The 23,029-nt window shown below is 34.4% G+C and carries 16 protein-coding genes; 9 read left to right on the plus strand and 7 right to left on the minus strand.

Annotated features, from left to right (window positions below):
* Positions 1-14 precede the first annotated feature (14 nt).
* A complete protein-coding gene (locus B0M43_RS07785) occupies positions 15-1,802 on the minus strand; it encodes a 1-deoxy-D-xylulose-5-phosphate synthase (protein ID WP_078006262.1) in 1,788 nt (595 codons plus the stop codon).
* 66 nt (positions 1,803-1,868) lie between these two features.
* Positions 1,869-2,642: a hypothetical protein gene (locus B0M43_RS07790; RefSeq protein WP_078006261.1), complete on the minus strand. Its 774-nt coding sequence runs from the start codon at positions 2,640-2,642 to the stop codon at positions 1,869-1,871.
* A 60-nt stretch (positions 2,643-2,702) separates the two neighbouring features.
* On the opposite strand from B0M43_RS07790, the gene B0M43_RS07795 reads away from it, so the two are divergent.
* The 4 genes from B0M43_RS07795 to pbpC all read left to right on the plus strand — a co-directional run bounded on the left by B0M43_RS07795 (position 2,703) and on the right by pbpC (position 12,776).
* Complete coding sequence (locus tag B0M43_RS07795; RefSeq protein ID WP_078006260.1) at positions 2,703-3,146, plus strand: nucleoside deaminase; 444 nt, start codon at positions 2,703-2,705, stop codon at positions 3,144-3,146.
* 33 nt (positions 3,147-3,179) lie between these two features.
* The gene (locus B0M43_RS07800; protein WP_078006259.1) at positions 3,180-3,812 is read left to right on the plus strand and encodes a hypothetical protein; all 633 of its coding nucleotides are present in this window, start codon (positions 3,180-3,182) and stop codon (positions 3,810-3,812) included.
* A gap of 770 nt (positions 3,813-4,582) precedes the next feature.
* Positions 4,583-10,264 carry an alpha-2-macroglobulin gene (locus tag B0M43_RS07805; RefSeq protein WP_078006257.1) on the plus strand — a complete coding sequence of 1,894 codons (5,682 nt, stop codon included), beginning with the start codon at positions 4,583-4,585 and terminating at the stop codon, positions 10,262-10,264.
* A gap of 136 nt (positions 10,265-10,400) precedes the next feature.
* Positions 10,401-12,776, plus strand: coding sequence for a penicillin-binding protein 1C (gene pbpC / locus B0M43_RS07810; RefSeq protein ID WP_078006956.1), 2,376 nt, complete (start codon positions 10,401-10,403; stop codon positions 12,774-12,776).
* Positions 12,777-12,992: 216 nt separating this feature from the next.
* On the opposite strand, the gene B0M43_RS07815 is transcribed toward pbpC, so the two are convergent.
* On the minus strand, positions 12,993-14,537 hold the full coding sequence (locus B0M43_RS07815; protein WP_065448114.1) for a ribonuclease E/G: 1,545 nt from the start codon (positions 14,535-14,537) through the stop codon (positions 12,993-12,995).
* A gap of 389 nt (positions 14,538-14,926) precedes the next feature.
* The gene (locus B0M43_RS07820; RefSeq protein WP_007805026.1) at positions 14,927-15,217 is read right to left on the minus strand and encodes an HU family DNA-binding protein; all 291 of its coding nucleotides are present in this window, start codon (positions 15,215-15,217) and stop codon (positions 14,927-14,929) included.
* Positions 15,218-15,357: 140 nt separating this feature from the next.
* On the opposite strand from B0M43_RS07820, the gene mutY reads away from it, so the two are divergent.
* The 4 genes from mutY to gldD are packed head-to-tail and all read left to right on the plus strand — an operon-like array spanning position 15,358 to position 18,763.
* Positions 15,358-16,404, plus strand: coding sequence for an A/G-specific adenine glycosylase (gene mutY, locus B0M43_RS07825; RefSeq protein ID WP_078006256.1), 1,047 nt, complete (start codon positions 15,358-15,360; stop codon positions 16,402-16,404).
* A 38-nt stretch (positions 16,405-16,442) separates the two neighbouring features.
* Positions 16,443-16,883 carry a single-stranded DNA-binding protein gene (locus B0M43_RS07830; protein WP_065448112.1) on the plus strand — a complete coding sequence of 147 codons (441 nt, stop codon included), beginning with the start codon at positions 16,443-16,445 and terminating at the stop codon, positions 16,881-16,883.
* A gap of 23 nt (positions 16,884-16,906) precedes the next feature.
* The gene (locus tag B0M43_RS07835) at positions 16,907-18,202 is read left to right on the plus strand and encodes a gliding motility-associated protein GldE (protein WP_078006255.1); all 1,296 of its coding nucleotides are present in this window, start codon (positions 16,907-16,909) and stop codon (positions 18,200-18,202) included.
* Positions 18,203-18,763: a gliding motility lipoprotein GldD gene (gldD, locus tag B0M43_RS07840; protein ID WP_065448110.1), complete on the plus strand. Its 561-nt coding sequence runs from the start codon at positions 18,203-18,205 to the stop codon at positions 18,761-18,763.
* A gap of 83 nt (positions 18,764-18,846) precedes the next feature.
* Here gldD and B0M43_RS07845 read toward each other — a convergent pair whose 3' ends face one another.
* The gene (locus tag B0M43_RS07845) at positions 18,847-19,308 is read right to left on the minus strand and encodes a VOC family protein (protein WP_078006955.1); all 462 of its coding nucleotides are present in this window, start codon (positions 19,306-19,308) and stop codon (positions 18,847-18,849) included.
* A gap of 122 nt (positions 19,309-19,430) precedes the next feature.
* Entirely contained in the window at positions 19,431-19,808 is a 378-nt protein-coding gene (locus B0M43_RS07850; RefSeq protein ID WP_065448108.1) for a heavy-metal-associated domain-containing protein, read from the minus strand.
* A 103-nt stretch (positions 19,809-19,911) separates the two neighbouring features.
* On the opposite strand from B0M43_RS07850, the gene B0M43_RS07855 reads away from it, so the two are divergent.
* Positions 19,912-20,778 carry a DMT family transporter gene (locus B0M43_RS07855; protein ID WP_078006254.1) on the plus strand — a complete coding sequence of 289 codons (867 nt, stop codon included), beginning with the start codon at positions 19,912-19,914 and terminating at the stop codon, positions 20,776-20,778.
* A gap of 200 nt (positions 20,779-20,978) precedes the next feature.
* On the opposite strand, the gene B0M43_RS07860 is transcribed toward B0M43_RS07855, so the two are convergent.
* The gene (locus B0M43_RS07860) at positions 20,979-23,027 is read right to left on the minus strand and encodes a pitrilysin family protein (protein WP_210418049.1); all 2,049 of its coding nucleotides are present in this window, start codon (positions 23,025-23,027) and stop codon (positions 20,979-20,981) included.
* Positions 23,028-23,029 lie beyond the last annotated feature (2 nt).

A 23,029-nucleotide genomic window follows, 5' to 3' on the forward strand; every position in this document is an offset into this window, starting at 1 on the left:
ATAGTGCAAAATAATTATTTTGTATCGGTTGAAAAAAGATTTATCAAACTTTTAACGTCTATTTTGCATAATTGTTGTAATTGATCTGCGGTTCCCTGCTCAATAAACAGATCAGGAACACCTAAAATTTCTATTTTATTTTTATAATTATTTCTTGCCGCAAACTCTAAAACAGCACTTCCAAAACCTCCATTTATAGTGCCTTCTTCAATCGTGATAATCCTGTTGTAAGTACTAAATATACTATTCAATGATTTGATATCTAGTGGTTTGATGAATGGAAAGTCATAGTGTGCAATTGTCTCAGAATTGTCACATTCAGTAATGGCTAAGATAACATTATTTCCAATTGTACCAGTAGATAAAACAGCGGTTTTTGTTCCGGATTTTAATTGACTAGCCTGTCCTATAATAATTTCTTCATAATGTCCGAAATTTTCTACTTCCCAATTTGGCAATACGCCCCGACCTCTCGGATATCGAATAGCAATGGGATGATTTAGTCCTAATTGGGCAGTATATAAAATGTTTTGCAGCGCAATTTCATTAATTGGAGCATAGATAATGATGTTTGGAACGGCGCGTAAATAAGCAATATCAAAAACACCATGATGTGTTGCTCCATCCTCGCCAACCAAACCTGCACGATCTATACAAAAAATAACCGGTAAGTTTTGTAACGCTACATCATGAATAACCTGATCGTAAGCACGTTGTAAAAAAGTAGAATAAATGGTGCAATACACAATCATGCCTTGAGTTACCATTCCCGCAGCAAGCGTCACGGCATGTTGCTCAGCAATTCCTACATCAAAAGCACGTTTGGGAATTTCATCCATCATGAACTTTAAAGAACTACCAGATGGCATTGCAGGCGTAATTCCGATGATTTTATCGTTTTTTCTGGCTAAATCCAAAATGGTCAGTCCAAAAACATCCTGATATTTAGGAGGTAAATTTTCTTCAGATTTTAAAATAATCTCTCCCGTTGAAGCATCAAATTTCCCGGGTGCATGATATTTTACCTGATTTTCTTCAGCTTGTTGCAGGCCTTTTCCTTTTGTGGTAACAATATGAAGGAATTTAGGGCCTTTTATCTTTTTTAATCGTTTTAATTCTTTTATTAAAGTCGGAATATCATGCCCGTCAATTGGTCCCGAATAATCGAAGTTAAGAGACTTGATCATGTTGTTCTTCTTCGGATTCTTTCCCTCTTTTACAGCAGTAAGATATTTTTTGAGAGCACCAACGCTGGGATCAATCCCGATCGCATTATCATTTAGAATAACCAGTAAATTTGCATCTGTAACTCCGGCATGATTTAAACCTTCAAAAGCCATTCCAGATGCGATAGAAGCATCACCAATAACTGCAATATGTTGTTTATCGAAATCTCCTTTTAGCTGAGAAGCAATCGCCATTCCGAGTGCGGCAGAAATAGAAGTAGAGGAGTGTCCAACGCCAAATGCATCGTAAATACTTTCGCTTCTTTTTGGAAAACCTGAAATGCCGTCTATTTGCCTGTTGGTGTGAAAGATTTCTCTTCTTTCGGTCAAAATCTTATGTCCGTAAGCCTGATGTCCAACATCCCAAACCAATTGATCTTCGGGCGTATTAAAAACATAATGTAAAGCAATCGTAAGTTCAATAACACCAAGACTTGCCCCCAAATGCCCTTCTTTTACCGAAACAACATCAATAATAAATTGACGCAATTCCTGGGCAATTTGAGGAAGTTGCGCTTCGGTTAATAAGCGTAAATCAGTTGGATTGTATATATTGGAAAGTAAGTTGCTTTTCATTGTAAGGTAAAAAGCAAATTTACGGTTTTAAATTTAATTAGGACGTAAGGTTTTATTAGCAGTGTTTTACTTTTTAATTGTAATCGGTAAAACGTAAGTTGATCGAACAATTTTGTTTTTTAGTTTTCCGGGAATCCAATTTGGAGTTTTTTCTAAAATTCTGATAATATCTTTTTCACTTGCTGATGTTGTATTTTCAAGTATTTTAAAATTGCTAAGACTTCCGTCGCCTTCAATTACAAATAAAGCGGATATTTCTCCTTGTTTTGATGTGTTAAGATTTTTTGAAAAATTAGAATTGAATTTTTTTATTCCATTTTTTGGAACAGCTGCAATGTCTAAATCATTTGAATTATAAATAATTCCGTAATGTCCAGATTGAGGTTCCCCTTGTTCAGATTGAGAATGTTCTTCAGCGTTAAGTTTGTCTATAGGCATCAAAATAATTCCAGTAGTAGCATGTTGTTCTGGTTTGACATCTTCTACAACTTCAATTGTATCTATTTTTTTCTTATTTCCGTCTTTGTCTTGACAACTAAATAATGTAGTGCCCATAGCTATAAAAAGTGCCAATAAAAACATTTTTTGATAATGGATTTGGCTGTGTAATATTTGAGATGGAATCTGAATATTTATTTCGCTTAACTTTTCACTTTTAAGTCTTCCACAGACATTTTTATGTGAAATAAAATACTGCTGAATTTCCTCCGGAAGCATTGCCGTGAAATCAACAACGGTTTTAGAACAACTCAAACAAAATCTTCCATTGTCTTTCGGAGTCATCTTGTCCCAGTCTTCATGGCAAGGTTCAGGAATTGTTAATTTAAATTTTTGCTCCATATTTAAATTTCAAAATTTAAATATAATAAAAATAAATTCTAAAGTTCTATTTTTGCGATTATGATAAATCCTTTCACCGACGAATATTTTATGAAAAAAGCTTTGCAGGAAGCTGAGATGGCTTTTGAGAAAGGCGAAATTCCTGTTGGTGCCATAATTGTCGTTGCAGACAGAGTAATTGCAAGCAGTCATAATTTAACCGAATTACTGAATGATGTTACAGCTCATGCCGAAATGCAATCGATAACTGCCGCCGCAAACTTTCTGGGCGGAAAATATTTGAAAGATTGTACACTTTATGTTACGCTCGAACCTTGCCAAATGTGTGCAGGTGCTTTGTACTGGAGTCAGATTTCTAAAATTGTTTTTGGCGCCCATGATGAACAACGCGGTTTTATTGCCATGGGAACAAAATTGCACCCTAAAACAACTGTAGTTTCAGGTATTATGGCAAATGAAGCGGCGGATTTAATGAAGCGTTTTTTTATTGAGAAGCGTAAGTAAGATATGTTGAATTATTTTTTATAAATTAATGACATGACCGATTTCTCTACAATTAAAAAACTATTTCATATTACAGAATCTTGTGGGTTTGCTTCTGATGAAATTCAGGTTGTAAAAGATATATTTGGAGATCTTCCAAAAGTATTCACAGATTATTATACTGAATTAGGGAAAATTCAAAATCTGAATCATACTCAGGATTTATTAGTTATACCAGAGCGATTTCAATATTACAAACATGACGATTATTTGATATTTTATTCTGAAAATCAAAGAGCTTGTGTTTGGGGAATTCACAAAGACGATTTGTCGAAATCTGATCCGCCGGTTTATATGAGTGAGGATCAAAAAACATGGAAACTGGAAACAGAAACCTTAACCGTTTTTTTTACTGCAATGGCTTTTCTTCAGGCTGGTTTTGCGCTGGAATTTCCCAGTAATACATTTTATGAAATAGAGCCGAATGATCTGGATTTTATTATCAAAAATTATTCAGACAAAATGGTATCATTTAAACAGTGGCTTGAAGGAATACAATTTTATGGAAACTATGATGATGAAGTTATTATAGTTATGGGCGGGAACCAAATGTTTTACGCAGCAAATTCTCAAGAACATTTTAGTGAGATGGATGAGGTCTTGTCTAAACTTGGCGAAGAACTTTAAGTTTTTTTATTAGAATAAAATTGCCATATAAAAGCATAAAAACAGTATTAATCCGTTAAAGCAGATCATGTTGTAAAATGTGTTTTCGGAAAAAAACTTGTTTGAGAGAAGTATTTTTAAACTTATTGCTGTTGAAAAAAGAAATATGCAACAAAGATAAAATTGAATTCCGTGAATATTAACACCATTAGAAAGAAGATCCGAATAATTATTATATTTTGATTTAACTTTTGTTACAGATTTAAATAGTAAAGAATACTCAATTTCAATATTGTCTTCTTCAATGTAATTAATTCCAGTTGAAAAAGTAAATCCTTTCTCAGTACTATAATGATACGCAATTTTTTGTGGTGTAGAACCATTTTTTCCTCCTGCTCTTGTTACGAAATAATTAGTTATTTTGTCAGTTGCTTTTGAATTGGGCAAAACATAACAATCAAAAAAAACTAATAATATAAAAAATGCTGGTAGAATAAAGAGAAAAACAATTACAGATTTGTTCTTTATAAAGAACTCACTATCAGAGGAGTATTTTTGTGATCTGCTAGACATTATATAACAAGTTAAATCGCACGAAATATAGTGTATTTATTGTTTAACTTCTTGGAATACTTCAACAAAAGTTAAATAATCATTATTAGAGAATTTTCTTCTTAAAGCAATAGGAAAATATTTTATATTTATCTTAATTTAATTTGTAATTTGATATTATCACTATAACGGTAAATCATACTACATTTCTAATTTTCTAACCATTAACTCTAATAAAAGTGAAAGTAAAAGGATTAAGTCTCGTATTTTTTGTGTTTTTTATTTTTCAGTCCTGTGGCAGAAAATCGGCGGCAGATTTCAATTCCGATTTTTCACTATTTAAGGATTATATCGTCAGTTTTACGGGGGGAATTGTTTCCTCGGAATCTGATATTCGGGTGGTTTTGGCTTTCGATAAAAAAGACTGGAAAGTCAATCAGGAATTAGACGATGATTTATTTGATATTTCGCCAAATATTCGCGGAAAAGTAGTTGCACTTTCGAGCAATACGCTTGCTTTTATTCCGGAAAAAAAGTTAAACCCGGGAACAGAATATCAGGTGACTTTAAACTTGGATAAACTCATTACACTCCCAAAAGAGAAAGAGGCAGCGCTTTCTAAATTCAACTTCACGGTAAAAACAATCAAGCAGGATTTTACAATTAATACGATAGATATTCAGTCGTATAGTAAGCAATATCAATATTTAAATTGTGTGCTTAAAACGGCAGATAATATTGATATTGACACGGCTATAAAATTAGTTTCGGCAAGTCAGAAAGGAAATAATCTTAAAATTAAGTTCGAAAAAAAATCAGGAACTGCTAAAGAATTCAATTTTATAATTGATAGTATTCAGCGTTATGATGAAGCGACAAATTTGGAAATAGCGTACGACGGAAGTGATTTTGATATCGATCAGAAAGGACAATTAGATTATGCAATTACAAGTATTAACGAGTTTAAAATTGTAAAAGTTGATGTTCCGGATGGAAGTAATCAGTCGGTTTTGATTAATTTTTCGGAACCATTAGAAAAAGGTCAGGATTTTAAAGGTTTGGTTTCGATTCAGAACGCCAATAATTTAAAATTTTCTACTCAGGGAAATGTCCTGAAAGTGTATTTTAATAATGAAGCTGTAGCTAAAAAAGAAGTTCCTGCTCCGGTTGTTGTACAAGAACCAGTATATGCTAGTGTGGATTCTTCATCAGTTGTAGTAGATTCTGCTACTGTAGCTGTAGATTCAGTTGCTGAAGAAGTAGTTGAGGTTGTTCCTGATGAAACACCGGAACCGGTTATAACGGGAGAATTACTGCTGGAAGTTTTTGAAGGAATCGAAAGCCAGTACGGTAAAAAAATGGACTCGAATTACACGGAGAAAATTACTTTCGATCAAATAAAACCAAGTGTTCGCTTTATTAAAAATGGAACAATTTTACCGAGTTCGAATAACTTAAAACTGAATTTTGAAGCTGTAAACTTAAGTGCTGTTGATGTAAAGGTTTATAAAATTTATAAAAATAATATTCTTCAGTTTCTTCAATATAATCAATTAAATGGAAGTCAGAATCTTAAAAAAGTGGCGCAGCCAATTGCAAAAACAACACTAAAGTTAAATGAGAGCGGTTTAATAAATCCTACCAGATGGAACACTTTTGCATTAGATTTATCTAAAATAATTACGCCGGAACCTGGAGCAATTTATAGAGTAGAATTTGTGTATAAAAAGAAATATTCGCTCTATAAATGCGAAACTTCTGAAACAGATGATAGTAATGAAGACGAAGAAGAAGTTGATGAAAATGATGTAAATTATAGCGGCAATTCGTATGATGATTACGAGTACGATTACGGAGATTATGACTGGAGAGAAAGTGAAAATCCGTGTACAAACTCGTTTTATTATAATGCCAAAATTGCTACCAATATCTTAGCTACAGATTTAGGTGTTATTGCAAAAAGAGGCGAGAATAAATCGTATTTGTTTGCCGTAAATAATATCGTAACTACAGAACCGGTTTCGAATGCCAGAGTTGATTTGTATACGTATCAGCAGCAAAAAATAACAACTGGTGCTACGAGCAGCGAAGGAATTGCTTCATTTCAATTAGATAAATTCGCTTATTTTGCCATTGTTACTTTGGGTGATCAGTCTACTTATGTTAAGCTTGATGATGGACTTTCGTTATCCGTAAGTAATTTTGATGTTGCAGGTGAGACTCTGCAAAAAGGACTAAAAGGATTTATTTATGGAGAGCGCGGCGTTTGGCGTCCCGGAGATAATTTGTATTTGTCTTTTATTTTGAATGATGCTGCGAATAAACTTCCGAAATCTCATCCTATAAAATTTAGATTGAATGATCCTAACGGAAAAACGACCTATCAAACAATTCAGAGAACGAACGAATTAAATCATTATTCGTTTGTGGTGCCTACAAGTGCAGAGGCGCCAACAGGAAATTGGGAAGCCATGATAAGCGTAGGTGGAGCTAAGTTTTATAAGAGTATTAAAATCGAAACGATCAAGCCAAATCGTTTGAAGATAAAAAATAATTTCTCCAGAAAAACACTTTCTTCTTCGTATCCAAACACGAGTAATCTTGAAGTTACCTGGCTTCATGGCGCTATTGCGAAAAACCTGAACGTAGAAATGCAGGCTAAGTTTTCGCAACAAACCACTACTTTTAAAGGATATGAAAAATTTAGTTTTGATGATTTGGTACGCAAATTTAGTACAGAAGAAATCAATGTTTTCTCTGGGAAATTAAACGAAAACGGAAAAGCAACGGTAAATATAGAACCTAAATTACAAGGTCAGGCGCCGGGAATGCTTCGCGCTTCATTCATTACAAAAGTATATGAAGAAGGAGGTGATTTTAGTACAGATGTTATCTCTACAACCTATTCTCCGTATAAAACGTATGTGGGTATTAAATCTCCTGAACCTAATAAATACGGAATGCTGGAAACAAGAGCAAAAAATCGCTTTGAGGTAGTTACTGTTGATGAAAACGGAAGACCAAAAGCGGTTAAAAATCTTGAAGTAAGAATTTACAAAGTAGATTGGCGATGGTGGTGGGATTCTTCAAGTGATAATTTGTCTAATTATAATTCATCAAACTCAACAACGTCTTATAAATCTACCATAATTGACACCGATTCCAGTGGAAAAGGAAGTTTTGAATTTGAGCTAACCGATGAAGAGTGGGGGCGTTACTTAATTCGCGTTTCAGATGATACAAGTGGTCATGCAACATCATTGACTGTAAATATAGACTGGCCAATATGGTCCGGAAAAACGCGTAACAGAGATGCTTCGACAGCAAATATGTTAGTATTCTCAACAGATAAACATAATTACGCAGTAGGCGAAAAAGCCCAGATCTCTTTCCCGTCAAGTGAAGGTGGCCGCGCTTTAATTTCGATCGAAAACGGATCAAGAGTAGTACAAACAATTTGGGCAAAGACTCAAAAAGGAGAAACTAAGGTTGAAATTCCGATTACGGCGGCGATGGCTCCAAACGTGTATTTTAATATTACACTTTTACAGCCACACGCTTCGACTAAAAATGATTCGCCAATTCGTATGTACGGTATCGTGCCTATTGAAGTTGTTGATAAAAATACCATTCTGGTACCAACACTTTCAATGCCGGATGTATTAAAACCTGAACAAACTTTTACAGTAAAAGTAGGGGAGAAAACAGGTAAAGAAATGACCTATACAATTGCAGTTGTTGACGAAGGATTATTGGATTTAACCCGTTTTAAAACACCAAATGCCTGGGATAGTTTCTATGTTCGAGAAGCTTTGGGAGTAAAAACATGGGATATTTATGATGATGTAATAGGTGCTTATGGCGGAAAAATAAATCAGATTTTCAGTATTGGTGGAGATCAGGATTTAGGCGGTGGAAAAGCTAAAAAAGCAAACCGTTTTAAACCTGTTGTGTTGTATTACGGTCCATTTAAATTAGAAAAAGGACAAACGAAATCACATCAGTTAAAATTGCCAAAATACATTGGTTCGGTTAGAACTATGGTGGTTGCAGGTGATGCCAGCACAAGTGCATATGGAAGTGTAGAAAAAGCAACTCCGGTTCGTAGTCCGCTAATGGTATTGGCTTCGTTGCCAAGAAAGATTTCACCATCAGAAAAAGTGACTCTTCCTGTTACGGTTTTTGCTACAGAAAGTAAGATTAAAAATGTTTCAATTCAGATTAAAACCAGCCCTGGATTAAAAGTAATGGGAAGCGCTACTCAAAGATTGACGTTTGCACAACCTGACGAAAAAATGGCTTATTTTAATTTAGTTGTAGGTTCGGCAACCGGAATTGCAAAAGTTCAGGTTATTGCCACTTCAGGAAACGAAAGATCGGTTTATGATGTTGAAATTGACATGACAAACCCTAATCCGCTTACAAGTACGTATACAGATGTTATTTTACCTCCAAATAGTACTAAAACTATTTCATGGAAAACCTTTGGAGTGTCAGGAAGTAATAAGGCAAGATTAGAGGTTTCGTCAATGCCAACAATCAATTTGAACGGAAGATTACAGTTTTTAATTCAATATCCACATGGATGTGTCGAGCAAACGACTTCATCTGTCTTTCCGCAATTATTTCTGAATGATGTTGTCGATTTAGATGCGACCAGAAAAGAACTTATTCAAAAAAATATCACAGCAGGAATTGCAAGATTAGGCAGTTTTCAATTATCGAATGGAGGATTACCTTATTGGCAGGGAAATACAATTGCCGATGATTGGGGAACTTCATATGCCGGACATTTCCTGATTGAAGCAGAGAAAAAAGGGTATGTTTTGCCAATAAACTTTAAATCAAAATGGACTTCGTATCAGCAAAAAGAAGCGAAACAATGGCGTTTTGAGCAAAAATACGGTAATGATTTAGCGCAGGCTTATCGTTTATATACACTGGCTTTAGCTGGAAATGCCGATTTATCTTCAATGAATAGATTACGAGAAACAAAAGGTATTTCGAACGAAAGTAAGCTTCGTTTGGCTGCAGCGTATGTTTTGGCCGGACAAAAATCAGCCGGACAAAATTTATTATTGCGTACAAGTATTGATAGTGAATCAAGTGATTATAATTATTACTATTATGGTTCAAGCGAAAGAAATCGAGCAATGGCTTTAGAAACAATGTTGCTTTTAGACCAAAAACAAAAAGCATTCTCGATGGCTTCAAAATTAGCTAAAGAAATGTCTAATAACCAATGGATGAGTACGCAAACTACTGCTTATTGTTTGTATGCGATGTCGAAATTTGCTGCAAGTAATGGCCCTAAAGGAATTAATATTCAGTTTAGTAAAAATGGAAAAGGGGAAACGATAAGTACTCAAAAAACAATTGCAGACAGAAGTTTAGTTGTGCAAACAGGTTCTAATAGTATTACTTTAAAAAATAATAAAAGCAATACGATCTATGTTCGTGTTCTGAATACAGGGATATTGCCAATCGGACAGGAAAATGTAGTCCAAAGTGATGTTTCGGCTGCTATCGTTTTCAAAAACAGAAAAGGCGGCGTTATCAACGTTTCGAAAATAAATCAGGGAACTGAATTTGTTGCTGAGGTTACGGTTAAAAACCAAAGAAACGAAAGTGTTCAAAATGTAGCCTTATCGCAAATTTTACCTTCAGGATTCGAAATCGTAAATACTCGCTTTACAGATTATGGAGACGCCACAAATAATGTGGCAGACTATATTGATATTCGAGATGACAGAACTAATTTCTATTTTGGATTAAAATCCAGAGAAACTAAAGTATTTAGAATCTTATTAAATGCATCTTATCTAGGGAATTATTATTTGCCTGGATTACAATGCGAAGCGATGTACGATAACACATTCCTGGCCAGAACAAAAGGATTCTGGGTTGAGGTGGTGAAATAGGAAATAAAATGGCCCACGGGTTTTACGGATTAAACGGATTTACACTGGTTTTTAGTTTTGGATTCAGAATTTTATTTAAAATTGATCTGTGAAAACCCGTTTAATCCGTAAAATCCGTGGGCCAAAATTAAAAGCTTTGAAAAATAAACTTATAGCGTTCTCAAAACGCATTATAAATTGGATTAAAGAGAATAAAATAAAATCAGCAATTGCGTTTACGCTCTTGCTGATTTATTATTTCTCTATACCCCGAACGTTGTTTCAGGAACCTTATTCTACCGTTATAGAAAGTAAAGAAGGAGAATTATTAGGAGCTAAAATTGCTCGCGACGGGCAATGGCGTTTTCCTGCTCAGGATAGCGTTCCAGATAAATTCAAGAAATGTATTGTTTATTTTGAAGACGAATACTTTTATCAACATCCAGGATTTAATCCGATTGCGATGGTAAACGCGATCAAACAAAATAGAAAAGCAGGGAAAGTCGTAAGAGGAGGAAGTACATTAACCCAACAAGTTATTCGTTTATCCCGAAAAGGAAAGGGAAGAACGTATTTCGAAAAGTTTATCGAAATTATCAAGGCAACGCGATTAGAATTAGGATATTCTAAGAATGAAATTCTCGAATTGTATGCTGCGCATGCTCCTTTTGGAGGAAATGTAGTGGGACTTGAAATGGCTTCATGGCGTTATTTCGGGGTACAATCCAATCAATTGTCATGGGCGGAAAGTGCGGTTCTGGCTGTTTTGCCTAATGCGCCGAGTTTGATTTATCCGGGTAAAAATCAGATAAAGTTGTTGAATAAACGTAATCGACTTTTACTAAAGCTACATCAGGAAGGAGTAATTGATAAACAAACATATGAACTTGCGATAGAAGAGCCATTGCCTCAAAAACCATATGATTTGCCTCAAATTGCACCGCATTTATTGCAACGAGTGGCGAAAGAAGATGAAGGAACACGTGTAAAAACAACAATTGATTATGCTTTGCAGAATAGAGTCAATCAAATTGCGAGATATTATTACAATCAATACAAGCAAAATGAAGTTAATAATCTGGCGATTTTGGTAATTGATGTTTCGAATCGAAATGTGATGAGTTATGTAGGTAATGCTCCAACAGATCGGGATCACCAGAAAGATGTTGATATTATTGATGCGCCAAGAAGTACGGGCAGTATTCTTAAGCCTCTTTTATATGCTGCAATGCTGGATGATGGCGAATTATTACCGAATACTTTGGTAGCCGATATTCCAACGCAAATTTCAGGTTATACTCCGCAAAATTTTAATTTAACTTTTGATGGAGCTGTTCCTGCACATCGTGCTTTGTCAAGGTCATTGAATATTCCGGCAGTTTTGATGCTTCAGGATTTTGGTGTGAATAAATTTTATGAAGAATTACAGAAATTTAAATTAAGGGATATTAATAAAACGCCGGACCATTACGGATTATCGCTTATTTTGGGTGGTGCCGAAAGTAATCTATGGGATTTATGCCGAACGTATGCTAATCTATCTTCTACGGTGAATCATTACACTAAAAATAATGCAAAATACCGAACTAAAGAATTCACGGAACTCAATTACAGAAACGATTTTGAACCTGATTTTGGATCAGAAACAGATCAGAAAAATATATTAGGCGCGGGATCGATTTGGCTGATGTATAATGCAATGGAAGAAGTAAACCGACCGGAAGGAGATGAAGCCTGGAAGTTTTATGACAGCTCGTTGAAAATTGCATGGAAAACCGGAACCAGTTTTGGAAATCGCGATGCCTGGGCAATTGGTACAAACTCTAAATATGTAGTGGGAATTTGGGTTGGAAATGCAACGGGCGAGGGAAGACCAACTCTAACGGGAGTTACAAGTGCCGCTCCCATTTTATTTGATGTATTCAATTTGTTACCGAGAGAAAGATGGTTTCAAACGCCTTATAAAGATCTTGATGAAGTTGAGGTTTGTCGCTTAAGCGGTTATTTGGCTAAAGAAGAATGTCCTAAAATTAAACAATGGGTTCCTAAAAAAGGAAAATCTACAGCGGTTTGTCCTTATCATAAAAAGATTCATTTAGATAAAACCGAAAAATTTCAGGTCAATAGTAGTTGCGAAAGTATTGATAATATAGTTACCAAAAATTGGTTTGTTTTGCCACCTGTAATGGCTTGGTATTATAAAAGCCAGCATATTGAGTATTTGCCCTTGCCGCCTTTTAAAGAAGATTGTCAGGGAACTCAAACAACAACTATGGATTTTATTTATCCCAAAGCAAACAGCAAAATTTATTTAACGAAGAATTTTAATAGCGAAGTGCAACCTGTAATTCTCAAAGTAGCTTATTCTGAGCGAGATAAAGAATTGTTTTGGTATGTTGATGATGTTTATAAAGCCACAACAAAAACGTTTCATGAGTTGCCTATTTCTCCAACTACAGGAATACATTATATTACGGTTGTGGATGCTTTTGGAAATGAAATTAGAAGAAAAATTGAAATTGTGAGGGAATAAAATTTTAAAAATTCCAATTTAGAAATTCCAATTTAGAAATTCCAAATTCCAAGCAAGGGACGAAAATTGCATTAAAAAATCGCCACGACCCGAGCGATAGCGAATTGGCGAAGCAATTCACGAATTATTATAACATTAAATTCGTGAATTCGTGGCGAAAAAAAACGCAAAAAAAGCCATAAAAAAACCGCCAATCTTTCGAGAGGCGGTTTTATTTTATTCTGAAATAGCATTTCCTTTTTTATCATAGAAATGGTATTCTAAGTACGTGTAAGCGTCACGAGGTATGATTTTCACCCATTTCTTATGTTCAAAAAACCATTTTGAACGTAATGATGGAAAACCTTTACTGAGGTATGCAGCCACAAACGGATGTACATTAAGTACAACACCCTTGTGGGTTTTTAAAAGTCTGTCTAAATCCAGTGCGATTTTATCAATGATTAAAATTGGCGCTTCAATTTCGCCATGCTCATTGTTTGGATCTTCTTCTCTGGTTTTAATATTTACTTCAGGTCTTACGCGTTGTCTGGTAATTTGGACCAAACCAAATTTACTAGGCGGTAAGATTTTATGTTTTGCTTTATCGTCGCTCATTTCTTCTCGCAAGAAGTCGAACAGGACTTTCCTGTTTTCAGGATTAGACATATCGATAAAATCAATTACGATTATTCCGCCCATATCACGCAAACGAAGTTGTCTGGCAATTTCAGCGGCAGCAATCATATTTACTTCCATGGCAGTATCTTCCTGGTTAGTCGCCTTATTCGAACGGTTTCCACTATTTACGTCTATAACGTGAAGAGCTTCAGTGTGTTCGATAATAAGATAGGCGCCTTTACTCATGGAAACGGTACGTCCAAATGAAGTTTTGATTTGTCTCTCTATATTGTATTTCTCGAAAATTGGAGTGTCGTTTGATTGATAAAACTTTACAATCGATTGTTTTGAAGGTGCAATTTCTTGCAGATATTCCTTCGTTTGGTGGAACAACTCTTCGTCATCTATCTGAATACCGCTAAAGGTATCATTAAATACATCTCTTAATATCGAAGAAGCTCTGTTAAGCTCTCCTAATACTTTTGATGGATGATGAGCAGTTGGTAATTTTTTACACATTGCAGTCCATCTGCCAAGCAGGTTCTGCAAATCTTTTTCTAATTCGGCTACGTTTTTGCCTTCGGCTACTGTGCGAACAATAACACCAAATCCTTTAGGTTTGATCGATAGAACAAGTTTTTTTAGTCGGTCCTTTTCTTTTTTGTCTTCTATTTTTTGAGAAATAGAAACACGGTCAGAAAATGGAACGAGAACAATAAATCTTCCTGCCAATGAAAGCTCAGCGCTTATCCTTGGGCCTTTGGTCGATATAGGTTCTTTTACAACTTGAACTAAAACAGATTGATTGGCACTTAAAATATCAGTAATGATGCCATCTTTGTCAATCTCTTTTTCAAACTGAAAGGTTTTTAGGGAGAAATCTTTTATTTTACCTGCGCTTACAAGTTTTATGAATTTCAGTTGGGAAGCTAAGTTAGGTCCTAAATCGTGATAATGTAAAAAGGCATCTTTTTCGAAGCCTACATTTACAAAAGCAGCGTTAAGTCCAGCAACTGGTTTTCGTATTTTGGCAATAAAAATATCACCAACCTGAAAGTTGCTTTTCTCTTCTTCCTTGTGCAATTCAATTAGTTTTCCATCTTTTAATAAGGCAAAATCTACGGCTTCAGAACTAGATCTAATGATTAATTCTTTATTCACACTGTAAATTTTTATCTGTTTTTTCAGAAAATAGAAAAAAGAGAGAAGAGTATAGATTCAAAAAAATCTAAAATCTTAAGTCTAAAGTCTAAAATCTTATCTACAGATGGATTAAACAATATTTTTTAACAGGTATTGAACCCGGGGGATTTTAGTTAGCAGTTTTCAGTATCAGTTGACAGCTTTTACGCTGCAGACTGTGACTGGTCACTGAGACTAAATTCCAATTTCAATGAACGTTTAAAAAGAAAAAAGTAGTTTAAAACTACTTTTTCTTTTTGTGACGGTTAGCTCTCGCTCTTTTTTTTCTTTTGTGCGTAGCTACCTTATGTCTCTTTCTTTTTTTACCACTTGGCATATCGTGTCGATTTTATGATTAATTAATAGTATTATTTTGCTTCGTTATTTGTTTTTACTCCTTCTACAAAAACTTTTGCAGGTTTAAACGCAGGAATGTTGTGTGCTGGAATTTTGATAGTGGTGTTTTTAGAAATGTTTCTACCTGTTTTTTCAGCTCTGGTTTTTACGATAAAACTTCCAAAACCTCTTAGGTAAACATTGTCTCCAGTTTCTAATGAAGTTTTAACTTCTTCCATAAAAGTTTCTACTGTTGCTTGAACATCTCCTTTTTCAAGACCTAGTTTCTCTGAAATTTTCGCTACGATATCTGCTTTCGTCATTTTCTTTCCTATTTTATTTTATAAATGGTGTACTATTTTTTTGAGTTTGCAAATATAGGAATTAAAAAAATAATTAATCAAGCTAATTCGTTAAATTTTAATTACATAAACATTTACTTTTGTATTCTAAGTATTTTGCAATGAATTTTTCTAACATATTGATAAAATGGTATTTACAAAACAAACGTGATTTGCCATGGCGAAAAACAGCCGATCCTTACCATATTTGGCTCTCAGAAATTATGTTGCAACAGACTAGAGTTGCGCAAGGAACGCCGTATTTTTTTGCGTTTACGCAGGAATTTCCTACTGTATTTGATTTGGCAAATGCCTCAGAAGAGCAGGTTTTGAAACTTTGGCAGGGATTAGGGTACTATTCTCGCGCCAGAAATCTGCATAAAACGTCTCAATATGTCGCAAATGAGCTTAATGGAGTTTTTCCAGCTAACTTTAAAGATTTGCTACAATTGAAAGGAGTTGGAGAATATACAGCAGCGGCAATTGCTTCTTTTTCGTATAATGAAGCGGTTCCTGTTGTTGATGGTAATGTGTTTCGTGTACTCTCTCGTTATTTTGATGTTGAATCGGATATTTCTCTTCCTGCAACAAAAAAAGAATTTACAGAGCTCGCTTATGAATTAATGCCAAAGGATAACCCTGCAATTTTTAATCAGGCGATTATGGAGTTTGGCGCTTTGCAATGTGTACCTAAAAGTCCGGATTGTTCTATATGTGTTTTTAATGAAAGTTGCGCAGCACTTCAAAAAAAGAAAGTATCGATTTTGCCGGTAAAATCAAAAAAACTTAAAGTGACCAATCGCTTCTTTAATTATTTAATTTTAGAAGATGTTTTAGGTAATACCCTAATTCAAAAAAGAACTGACAAAGGAATCTGGCATAATTTATACGAGTTTCCTCTTATAGAAACTACTGAAATTGTGGATTTTAATGTTGTTTCAAAAGCAGTCAGAAATGATATTTTTCCTTCTTTTACTATATTAAGTGTAGAAGAATGTCATGAAACTACAGTTGTTCATAAACTTTCGCATCAACATCTTCATATTCAGTTTTGGAAAGTTAAAATTGCGGAAATAATCGAAAATGGATTGAATGCCAGTGAATTAAAAACTTTTCCATTTCCTATAGTGATATATAATTTTATAGAAAAGCAAGAAATAAATTGCTAAAAAAAATGTATCTTTGGGATAAATACCACTGTAAAATTATGAATGGAACATTAAATAAAGTGATGCTAATTGGCCATTTAGGCGATGATGTAAAAATGCATTATTTTGATGGCGGAAACTGTATAGGTCGTTTTCAATTAGCTACAAACGAGGTTTATATCAATAAAACGACCAATGAAAAGATAACTTCAACGGAATGGCATAATCTGGTTGTGCGCAATAAAGCTGCCGAAATTTGCGAAAAATACCTTTCTAAAGGAGATAAGATCTATATAGAGGGACGTATAAAATCGCGGCAGTGGCAAGCAGAGGATGGTACTACAAAATATACTACGGAGATTCAGGTGACTGAGTTTACTTTTTTGACTACTAAAAAAGAAACCGGAAATCATAAACCGCATCAGGAATCAGAACCAGCAAAAAACACTAACTTTGATGCCACGAATGAAGGTTTGCCTATAAATGACTTACCTTTTTGATTGTTTAACTAATCTTTTTTAATTTGGACCCGGAGCCCAGTTTATTTTTTAATTCTACATTAGACATCAATTTAATAATTGGTTTTGTCGGAATATTTATTTTGCTGTTTCTTTCGGCAATTGTTTCAGGTGCCGAAGTGGCGCTTTTTTCTTTATCCCAAAAAGACATTAACGAAACATTGCAGGAAAATAATCCGAGAGGAAAAATTATTTCCAATCTTTTAGATAAACCCAAAAAACTTCTAGCCACCTTATTAGTAGCTAATAATTTTTTTAATATTGGAGTTGTTATTTTATTCTCTTTTATAGGACAAAATATTTTTGCTAATGTAAGTTCTCCGGTCTTTAAGTTTATACTTGAAATCATTCTGGTTACTTTTCTTATTTTGTTGTTTGGAGAAGTTTTACCAAAAGTTTATGCCAGCCGCAACAATATAAAATTCGCAAAACGCGTTGCATATCCAATCGCAATTTTAGATACATTACTATCGCCAATAAGTTTGCCTATGCGTAGTGTTACACTATATTTGCATAACAAATTAGGGAAACAAAAAAATAGTTTTTCGATAAATCAGCTTTCTCAAGCCTTAGAACTTACAGATTCTGAAGGAACGTCAAGCGAAGAACAAAAAATCCTTGAAGGCATAGTTTCTTTTGGGAATACAGATACAAAACAGGTAATGAGTCCGAGGATTGATATTTTTGCATTAGAAATATCAGAATCATTTTCGGCAATTTGTCCTAAAATAATCGAAAAAGGATTTTCAAGAATTCCTGTTTATCGCGACAACATCGATCAGATTGAAGGGGTTTTGTTTGTTAAAGATTTATTACCGCATATTGATAACGATGAATTCGACTGGACTTCTTTGGTAAGAGAAGCATTTTTTGTGCCTGAGAATAAAAAACTCGACAATCTATTAAAGGATTTTCAGAGCCTTAAAAGCCATTTGGCTATTGTGGTTGATGAATACGGCGGAACATCAGGATTAGTGTCTCTGGAAGATGTTATCGAAGAAATAGTAGGTGATATAAGTGATGAGTTTGACGATGAAAATTTGAATTTTTCTCAAATCGATGAAAAGAATTTTCTTTTTGAAGGAAAAATCAATATGAAAGATTTTTATAGAATCGTCAATGTTAATGAAGATATTTTTGAATCTCATAAAGGTGAAGCAGAAACGTTAGCAGGATTTATTTTAGAAATTTTAGGCAACTTCCCTAAAAAAGATCAAAAAGTAGCTTTTGAAAATTGTGTCTTTACAATAGAAACAGTGGATAAAAAGCGTGTTAAACAAATAAAAGTAACAATAGATTAAATGTTAAAAAAAACAATTTCAATAGCAACAATTTTACTGGCATTGACTGTTTTAAGTTGTAAAGATGATGTGGTGCCTAAGCCATCAGGTTTTCTTCGATTAGATTATCCGGAAGCAAAATATGTTAGTTTTGAAAACAATTGTCCCTTTGCTTTTGAAATGAATGAAGCGGCTGTAATTAAAGGTGAAAAAGATTGCGGATTCGCGATTGCCTATCCTAAAATGAAAGCAACAATTTACCTAACCTATAAACCTGTAAATGGTAATATCGAGAAATTGCTTAAAGATGCTCAAAAACTTACTTACGAGCATGTAATTAAAGCCGATGATATATTAGAACAGCCCTATTTAAACCCTCAAAAAAAGGTTTACGGAATGTTTTATCAGGTGGATGGAAATGCGGCTACAAACTCGCAATTTTACGTAACAGACAGTACAAAGCATTTTATAACAGGATCAGTTTATTTTTATGCTAAGCCTAATTTTGATTCTATCATGCCGGCGGCGAGTTATATCAAAAATGATATGCAAAGGCTAATGGAAACTTTGAAGTGGAAATAAAAAAAGAAGATATAAAAAAAGGGCGTTTAATTTATAAACGCCCTTTTTATGTTTGATAAAGGATTAAATCCTCTAATTCTTATTTAAGAAACCGAAAAAGCGTCGGTAATAAAATCCTGAAGTCCTGCTTCTTCTAATATCTCAATCGAGAATTCTCCAAAACGTTTTGGAAGCCAAATAATTCTAACTCCACTCGGGGAATTAAGGCTTTCCTTTGACAAATTATTTCCATTTTCATCCTCTGGCTGAACGCCCGAAGCTACTAATTCGTCAAAAGCAGCTTCAATATCAGGAGTAGAGTAGCAGTGACGGTAAATAGTTCCTTCGCCTTTTGTATCTAGTAACTTTTTTAAATTTCCGGAAAATGGCTGAACAAGCATAAAACGTTCTTGTCTCATTCTCACAACGGCATAGGTCACATGAAGTTCTTCTCTTTGCCAGATGAATTTTTTAGAGATTTCTGCTCCAAGGATTTTTGCGTAATAGTCGCAGGCTTCCTGAAGATCTTTTACCAGAATATCGATGTGGCTAAATTTAAGTTCCATTGTTTTTGTTTGAATATTGATATAAGCTAAAATAGAGTTTTGAAAATCATTCACAAAAAAAAACAGTAGTAAGCCTGAGTTTACTACTGTTTAAATATATTTGTTGTGAATCTTTTTTCGGACTACGACTTTATATTCGAAACTTTATAAGTTTTCCCATCTCCGGTTGCCTGAACCGTTTTAGTCAGATTCTCTTGGTTTTGAACTGTTTTGTCGAATACAACAGTAGCTGTTTTTTTATCGAAATCTACTGTAGCTTTTTCAACACCGTCTAAGTTAGATAATTCTTTTTCGATTGTTTTGGCACATCCCATAGCGCAAGTCATTCCTTCAATTTCAAAACTTGCCGTTTGTACATTTTCAGCAGCAATTGCTTTATGTTCTTTTATGGGTGTATTTTCAGATTTTATATTGGCCAGGTTTTTATCTTCTTCTTTTTTGCAGCTTACTAATACTAAACTCGCGATGGCGAAAGCGGCTATGATCTTTGTAAATTTCATTATATATGATTTTTAAATTGATAAGTTGTATTCCTTGCAAAATTAATAAAAAGGAGGAGGTCAGTTCATAAATTTATTACAAATTTGCATCAAAATGGTATTTATGGATGCAAAGCAATTAAAGTGGGCTTATTTATTTGTTCTTTCACTTATTTGGGGAAGTTCTTTTATTTTAATAAAAAGAGGTCTCGTTGGTTTAACAGCGATTCAGGTAGGTTCATTCCGAATTATTTTTGCGGCTTTGTTTCTGTTGCTTTTTGGCTTTAATAGTTTGAAGAAAATTTCGCGCCGCCAATGGAAATTTGTTGCTATAACTTCTGTTTTCGGAACCTTTACTCCGGCTTTTCTTTTTGCGATTGCAGAAACTGAGGTAGACAGTTCTATTGTGGCTATTTTAAATTCGCTTACGCCTTTAAATACTTTGGTTCTGGGGATAATTGCTTTTGGAATTCAGTTTCAAAAACGACAAGTTCTTGGTGTTTTTGTGGGTTTAATAGGCTGTTTGCTACTGGTTTTAAGCGGAGCATCGGCTCATCCCGGACAAAATTATTACTATGTAGTTTTGGTGGTTATTGCAACGCTATGTTATGCAATCAATGTCAATTTAATCAAAAAATATTTATCTGATCTCAATTCTGTTAGTATAACAACAGGTAATTTTGCGGTTTTGCTTTTGCCGGCTTTAATTATTTTGAGCTTTACAGATATTACCCAAAGAATAAGTTTTGATGTGACGCAACATTCTATTCTTTTTGTAATGATTTTGGGCGTTTTGGGAACCGGAATTGCAAATGTTGTATTTTTTAAATTAATACAAATGTCTTCTCCGGTCTTTGCAACATCAGTAACTTACTTAATCCCGATAGTAGCTTTCTTTTGGGGATTGTTAGATAATGAAATGCTAACGCCAATTCAGTTTTTTGGAGCATTTATTATTTTAATTGGAGTTTATTTATCAGCTAAGAAATAAGAAGTTTGTAGTTTTTCCGGATGTCGCTCTGAGAGAAGTCGAAGAGCGTGTCGATTGGGAACGTGGGCTTCGACTTCGCTCAGCCTGACAAAGCAATGACTAAAAATAGTGCGCATAAAAAAAGCTTTGTCAAAAGTTTTTAAACTTTGACAAAGCCTCTAAAAATCTTAGAACCTTAGCAACTTAGTACCTCAGAACCTTTAAAGGAAATCTTTCTCAGAAACTCCTTCATTAATCTTAATCTCAGACATTTTAATATCCAATTCAAAACCTACATTCTGAACTAAGTTAAAAGGAACTTTGATGCCTTTCACTTCTTTATAATTATTAAAATTGGTGATTTGAGCAGATGATTTTCCGCCTTGTTCACGAACTTTAGATTCTGCTACTTTCAAACCTGATTTTACATCGTAGAAATATGTTGTTTTGCCGTCTGCTATTGCATAAGCATCGCTTCCGTTTATAGGTTCTATTCTGTCTACTTTTAAATCGGTTCTTTTTTGTAATTGTAATTCTTCAAAAGGAGCTGCATTTGCCTTCATGTCGGCAAGATCTGCGCCTTCAAGATTTTTGCGTTGGCCTTGTTGTTCGATATAAGCCCCTTTTTCGTTTACAACCTGCTTCATTAAATTCATAGTTCCCATAGCAAGCGAAACCATCATTTTTCCTTTCGAATCTAATTTAGAAGTAAAAGTTAAAGGTCCCGGAGCCTGAGGAACAGTTGTAGTTCCCGTCATAGCTAAAGTTTTTACAGCAGCAACTGCTTTTTCGCCACCAATTGCTTTTAGGTAATTTTCGAAAACAGTTTTGGCAGTAATTCCTGCTGGGGCTTCTTTTTTAGTTACAGGTTTTTCTATAGAATTTCCGTATTTATCAAAATAAAAAATCGGAATTTGAAGTTTTTCTAAACCAGTAATTACATCAGAACCTTTTCCTGCAATTACAATTCGCATATTGTCTAATAAGAAATATTTGTTGGCAACGCGATAAATATCGTCGGCAGTAACATTGTTTATGGTTTGAATGTATTTTTCGTAGAAATCAGCCGGTAGTTTTTCTGTTTCAATATTCAAAGCATAACGGGCAACAGTTTGCGGTTTTTCAACCTGCATTACAAATCGGCCAATATATCCTGCTTTTACATTTCTTAAAACTTCCTGAGGAACTCTTTCGGTTCTTATTCTTTTAATTTCTTTTATAAACTGAACAACAGCGCTATCTGTAACAGTGTTTCTAACAGCAGATGAAGCTTTAAATTTAGTTACATATTTCCCGCTTCCAATGCTTGAACTTGCTCCGTAAGTCCAGGCGTGTTGTTCACGTAAGTTCATATTTAAGTAGCTGTTGAAATCTCCTCCCAAAATTTGATTGGCAATTACAGCCGGGAAAAAATCAGGATCGCTCATTTTTAAATTCACGGTATTTACCAATGAAATTTCAGATTGTACCGCATTTGGAACATCTACAAAATCAATTTGAAGTTTAGAAACATTCTCAGGATTAGGATAAGTGCTTTTTGGAGCAATTTGTTTTTTCCATCCGCCAAAAAGTTTCTCTACTGCCGCTTTTGTTTCTTTAAATTTAACGTCACCAATCACTACTAAATAGGCGTTTTCAGGAACAAAATAGGTTGCGTAATTTTTCTGAACATCTTCAAGTGTGACATTTTTAACTGTTTCTTCTGAAAGATATTCTCCTGAAGGATGGTTTTTTCCAAAAGCCAAAACATCAACAACACGACTTGCAATTGCAGGAACGCTTTTTTCATCGGCTTTAAGCCCTTCGATTAATTTTGCTTTTTCTTTATCGAATTCAGTTGGAGTAAAATTGGGTTGTAAAGCCCCTTCGGCCAAAAGTTCCAGAACACGTCCTGAATATTTAGAAAGAGAGCTGGCATAAGCACCAGTTGATGAAAAGTTAATGCTTGCTCCGTAAAAATCAATTTCTTCGTTAAAAGCTTCTTTGGTTGTTTTTTTAGTTCCGTTACCAATTAAGCTGCTGGTTAGTTCATCAACACCTTTCTTGTTTCCTTCGGTAAAAGGAGCGTTGTCTAGGGTTAAGTTAAAGCTTACTCTTGGTAGTTTATGGTTTTCAACCACCAAAACTTTCATGCCGTTTGCCAAAACAAAAGTTTGTGGTTTTTTGATGTTGACTACTGGTGAAGGGCCTGGTTTTGGTTGTGGACGATCTTGTGCTTGCATAATTCCAGTCAGGAATAAAAGGATTAAAAATGTATGTATTTTTTTCATGA

This window comes from Flavobacterium sp. KBS0721, assembly GCF_002007065.3.
Taxonomy (GTDB): Bacteria; Bacteroidota; Bacteroidia; order Flavobacteriales; family Flavobacteriaceae; genus Flavobacterium; species Flavobacterium piscis.

Coding starts and splice junctions, on each gene's coding strand:
- mutY (WP_078006256.1), top strand. CDS start 15,358: ATGAATTTTTCTAACATATTGATAAAATGGTATTTACAAAACAAACGT.
- B0M43_RS07820 (WP_007805026.1), bottom strand. CDS start 15,217: ATGACGAAAGCAGATATCGTAGCGAAAATTTCAGAGAAACTAGGTCTT.
- B0M43_RS07800 (WP_078006259.1), top strand. CDS start 3,180: ATGACCGATTTCTCTACAATTAAAAAACTATTTCATATTACAGAATCT.
- B0M43_RS07795 (WP_078006260.1), top strand. CDS start 2,703: ATGATAAATCCTTTCACCGACGAATATTTTATGAAAAAAGCTTTGCAG.
- B0M43_RS07850 (WP_065448108.1), bottom strand. CDS start 19,808: ATGAAATTTACAAAGATCATAGCCGCTTTCGCCATCGCGAGTTTAGTA.
- B0M43_RS07855 (WP_078006254.1), top strand. CDS start 19,912: ATGGATGCAAAGCAATTAAAGTGGGCTTATTTATTTGTTCTTTCACTT.
- B0M43_RS07830 (WP_065448112.1), top strand. CDS start 16,443: ATGAATGGAACATTAAATAAAGTGATGCTAATTGGCCATTTAGGCGAT.
- B0M43_RS07860 (WP_210418049.1), bottom strand. CDS start 23,027: ATGAAAAAAATACATACATTTTTAATCCTTTTATTCCTGACTGGAATT.
- B0M43_RS07845 (WP_078006955.1), bottom strand. CDS start 19,308: ATGGAACTTAAATTTAGCCACATCGATATTCTGGTAAAAGATCTTCAG.
- B0M43_RS07790 (WP_078006261.1), bottom strand. CDS start 2,642: ATGGAGCAAAAATTTAAATTAACAATTCCTGAACCTTGCCATGAAGAC.
- gldD (WP_065448110.1), top strand. CDS start 18,203: ATGTTAAAAAAAACAATTTCAATAGCAACAATTTTACTGGCATTGACT.
- B0M43_RS07785 (WP_078006262.1), bottom strand. CDS start 1,802: ATGAAAAGCAACTTACTTTCCAATATATACAATCCAACTGATTTACGC.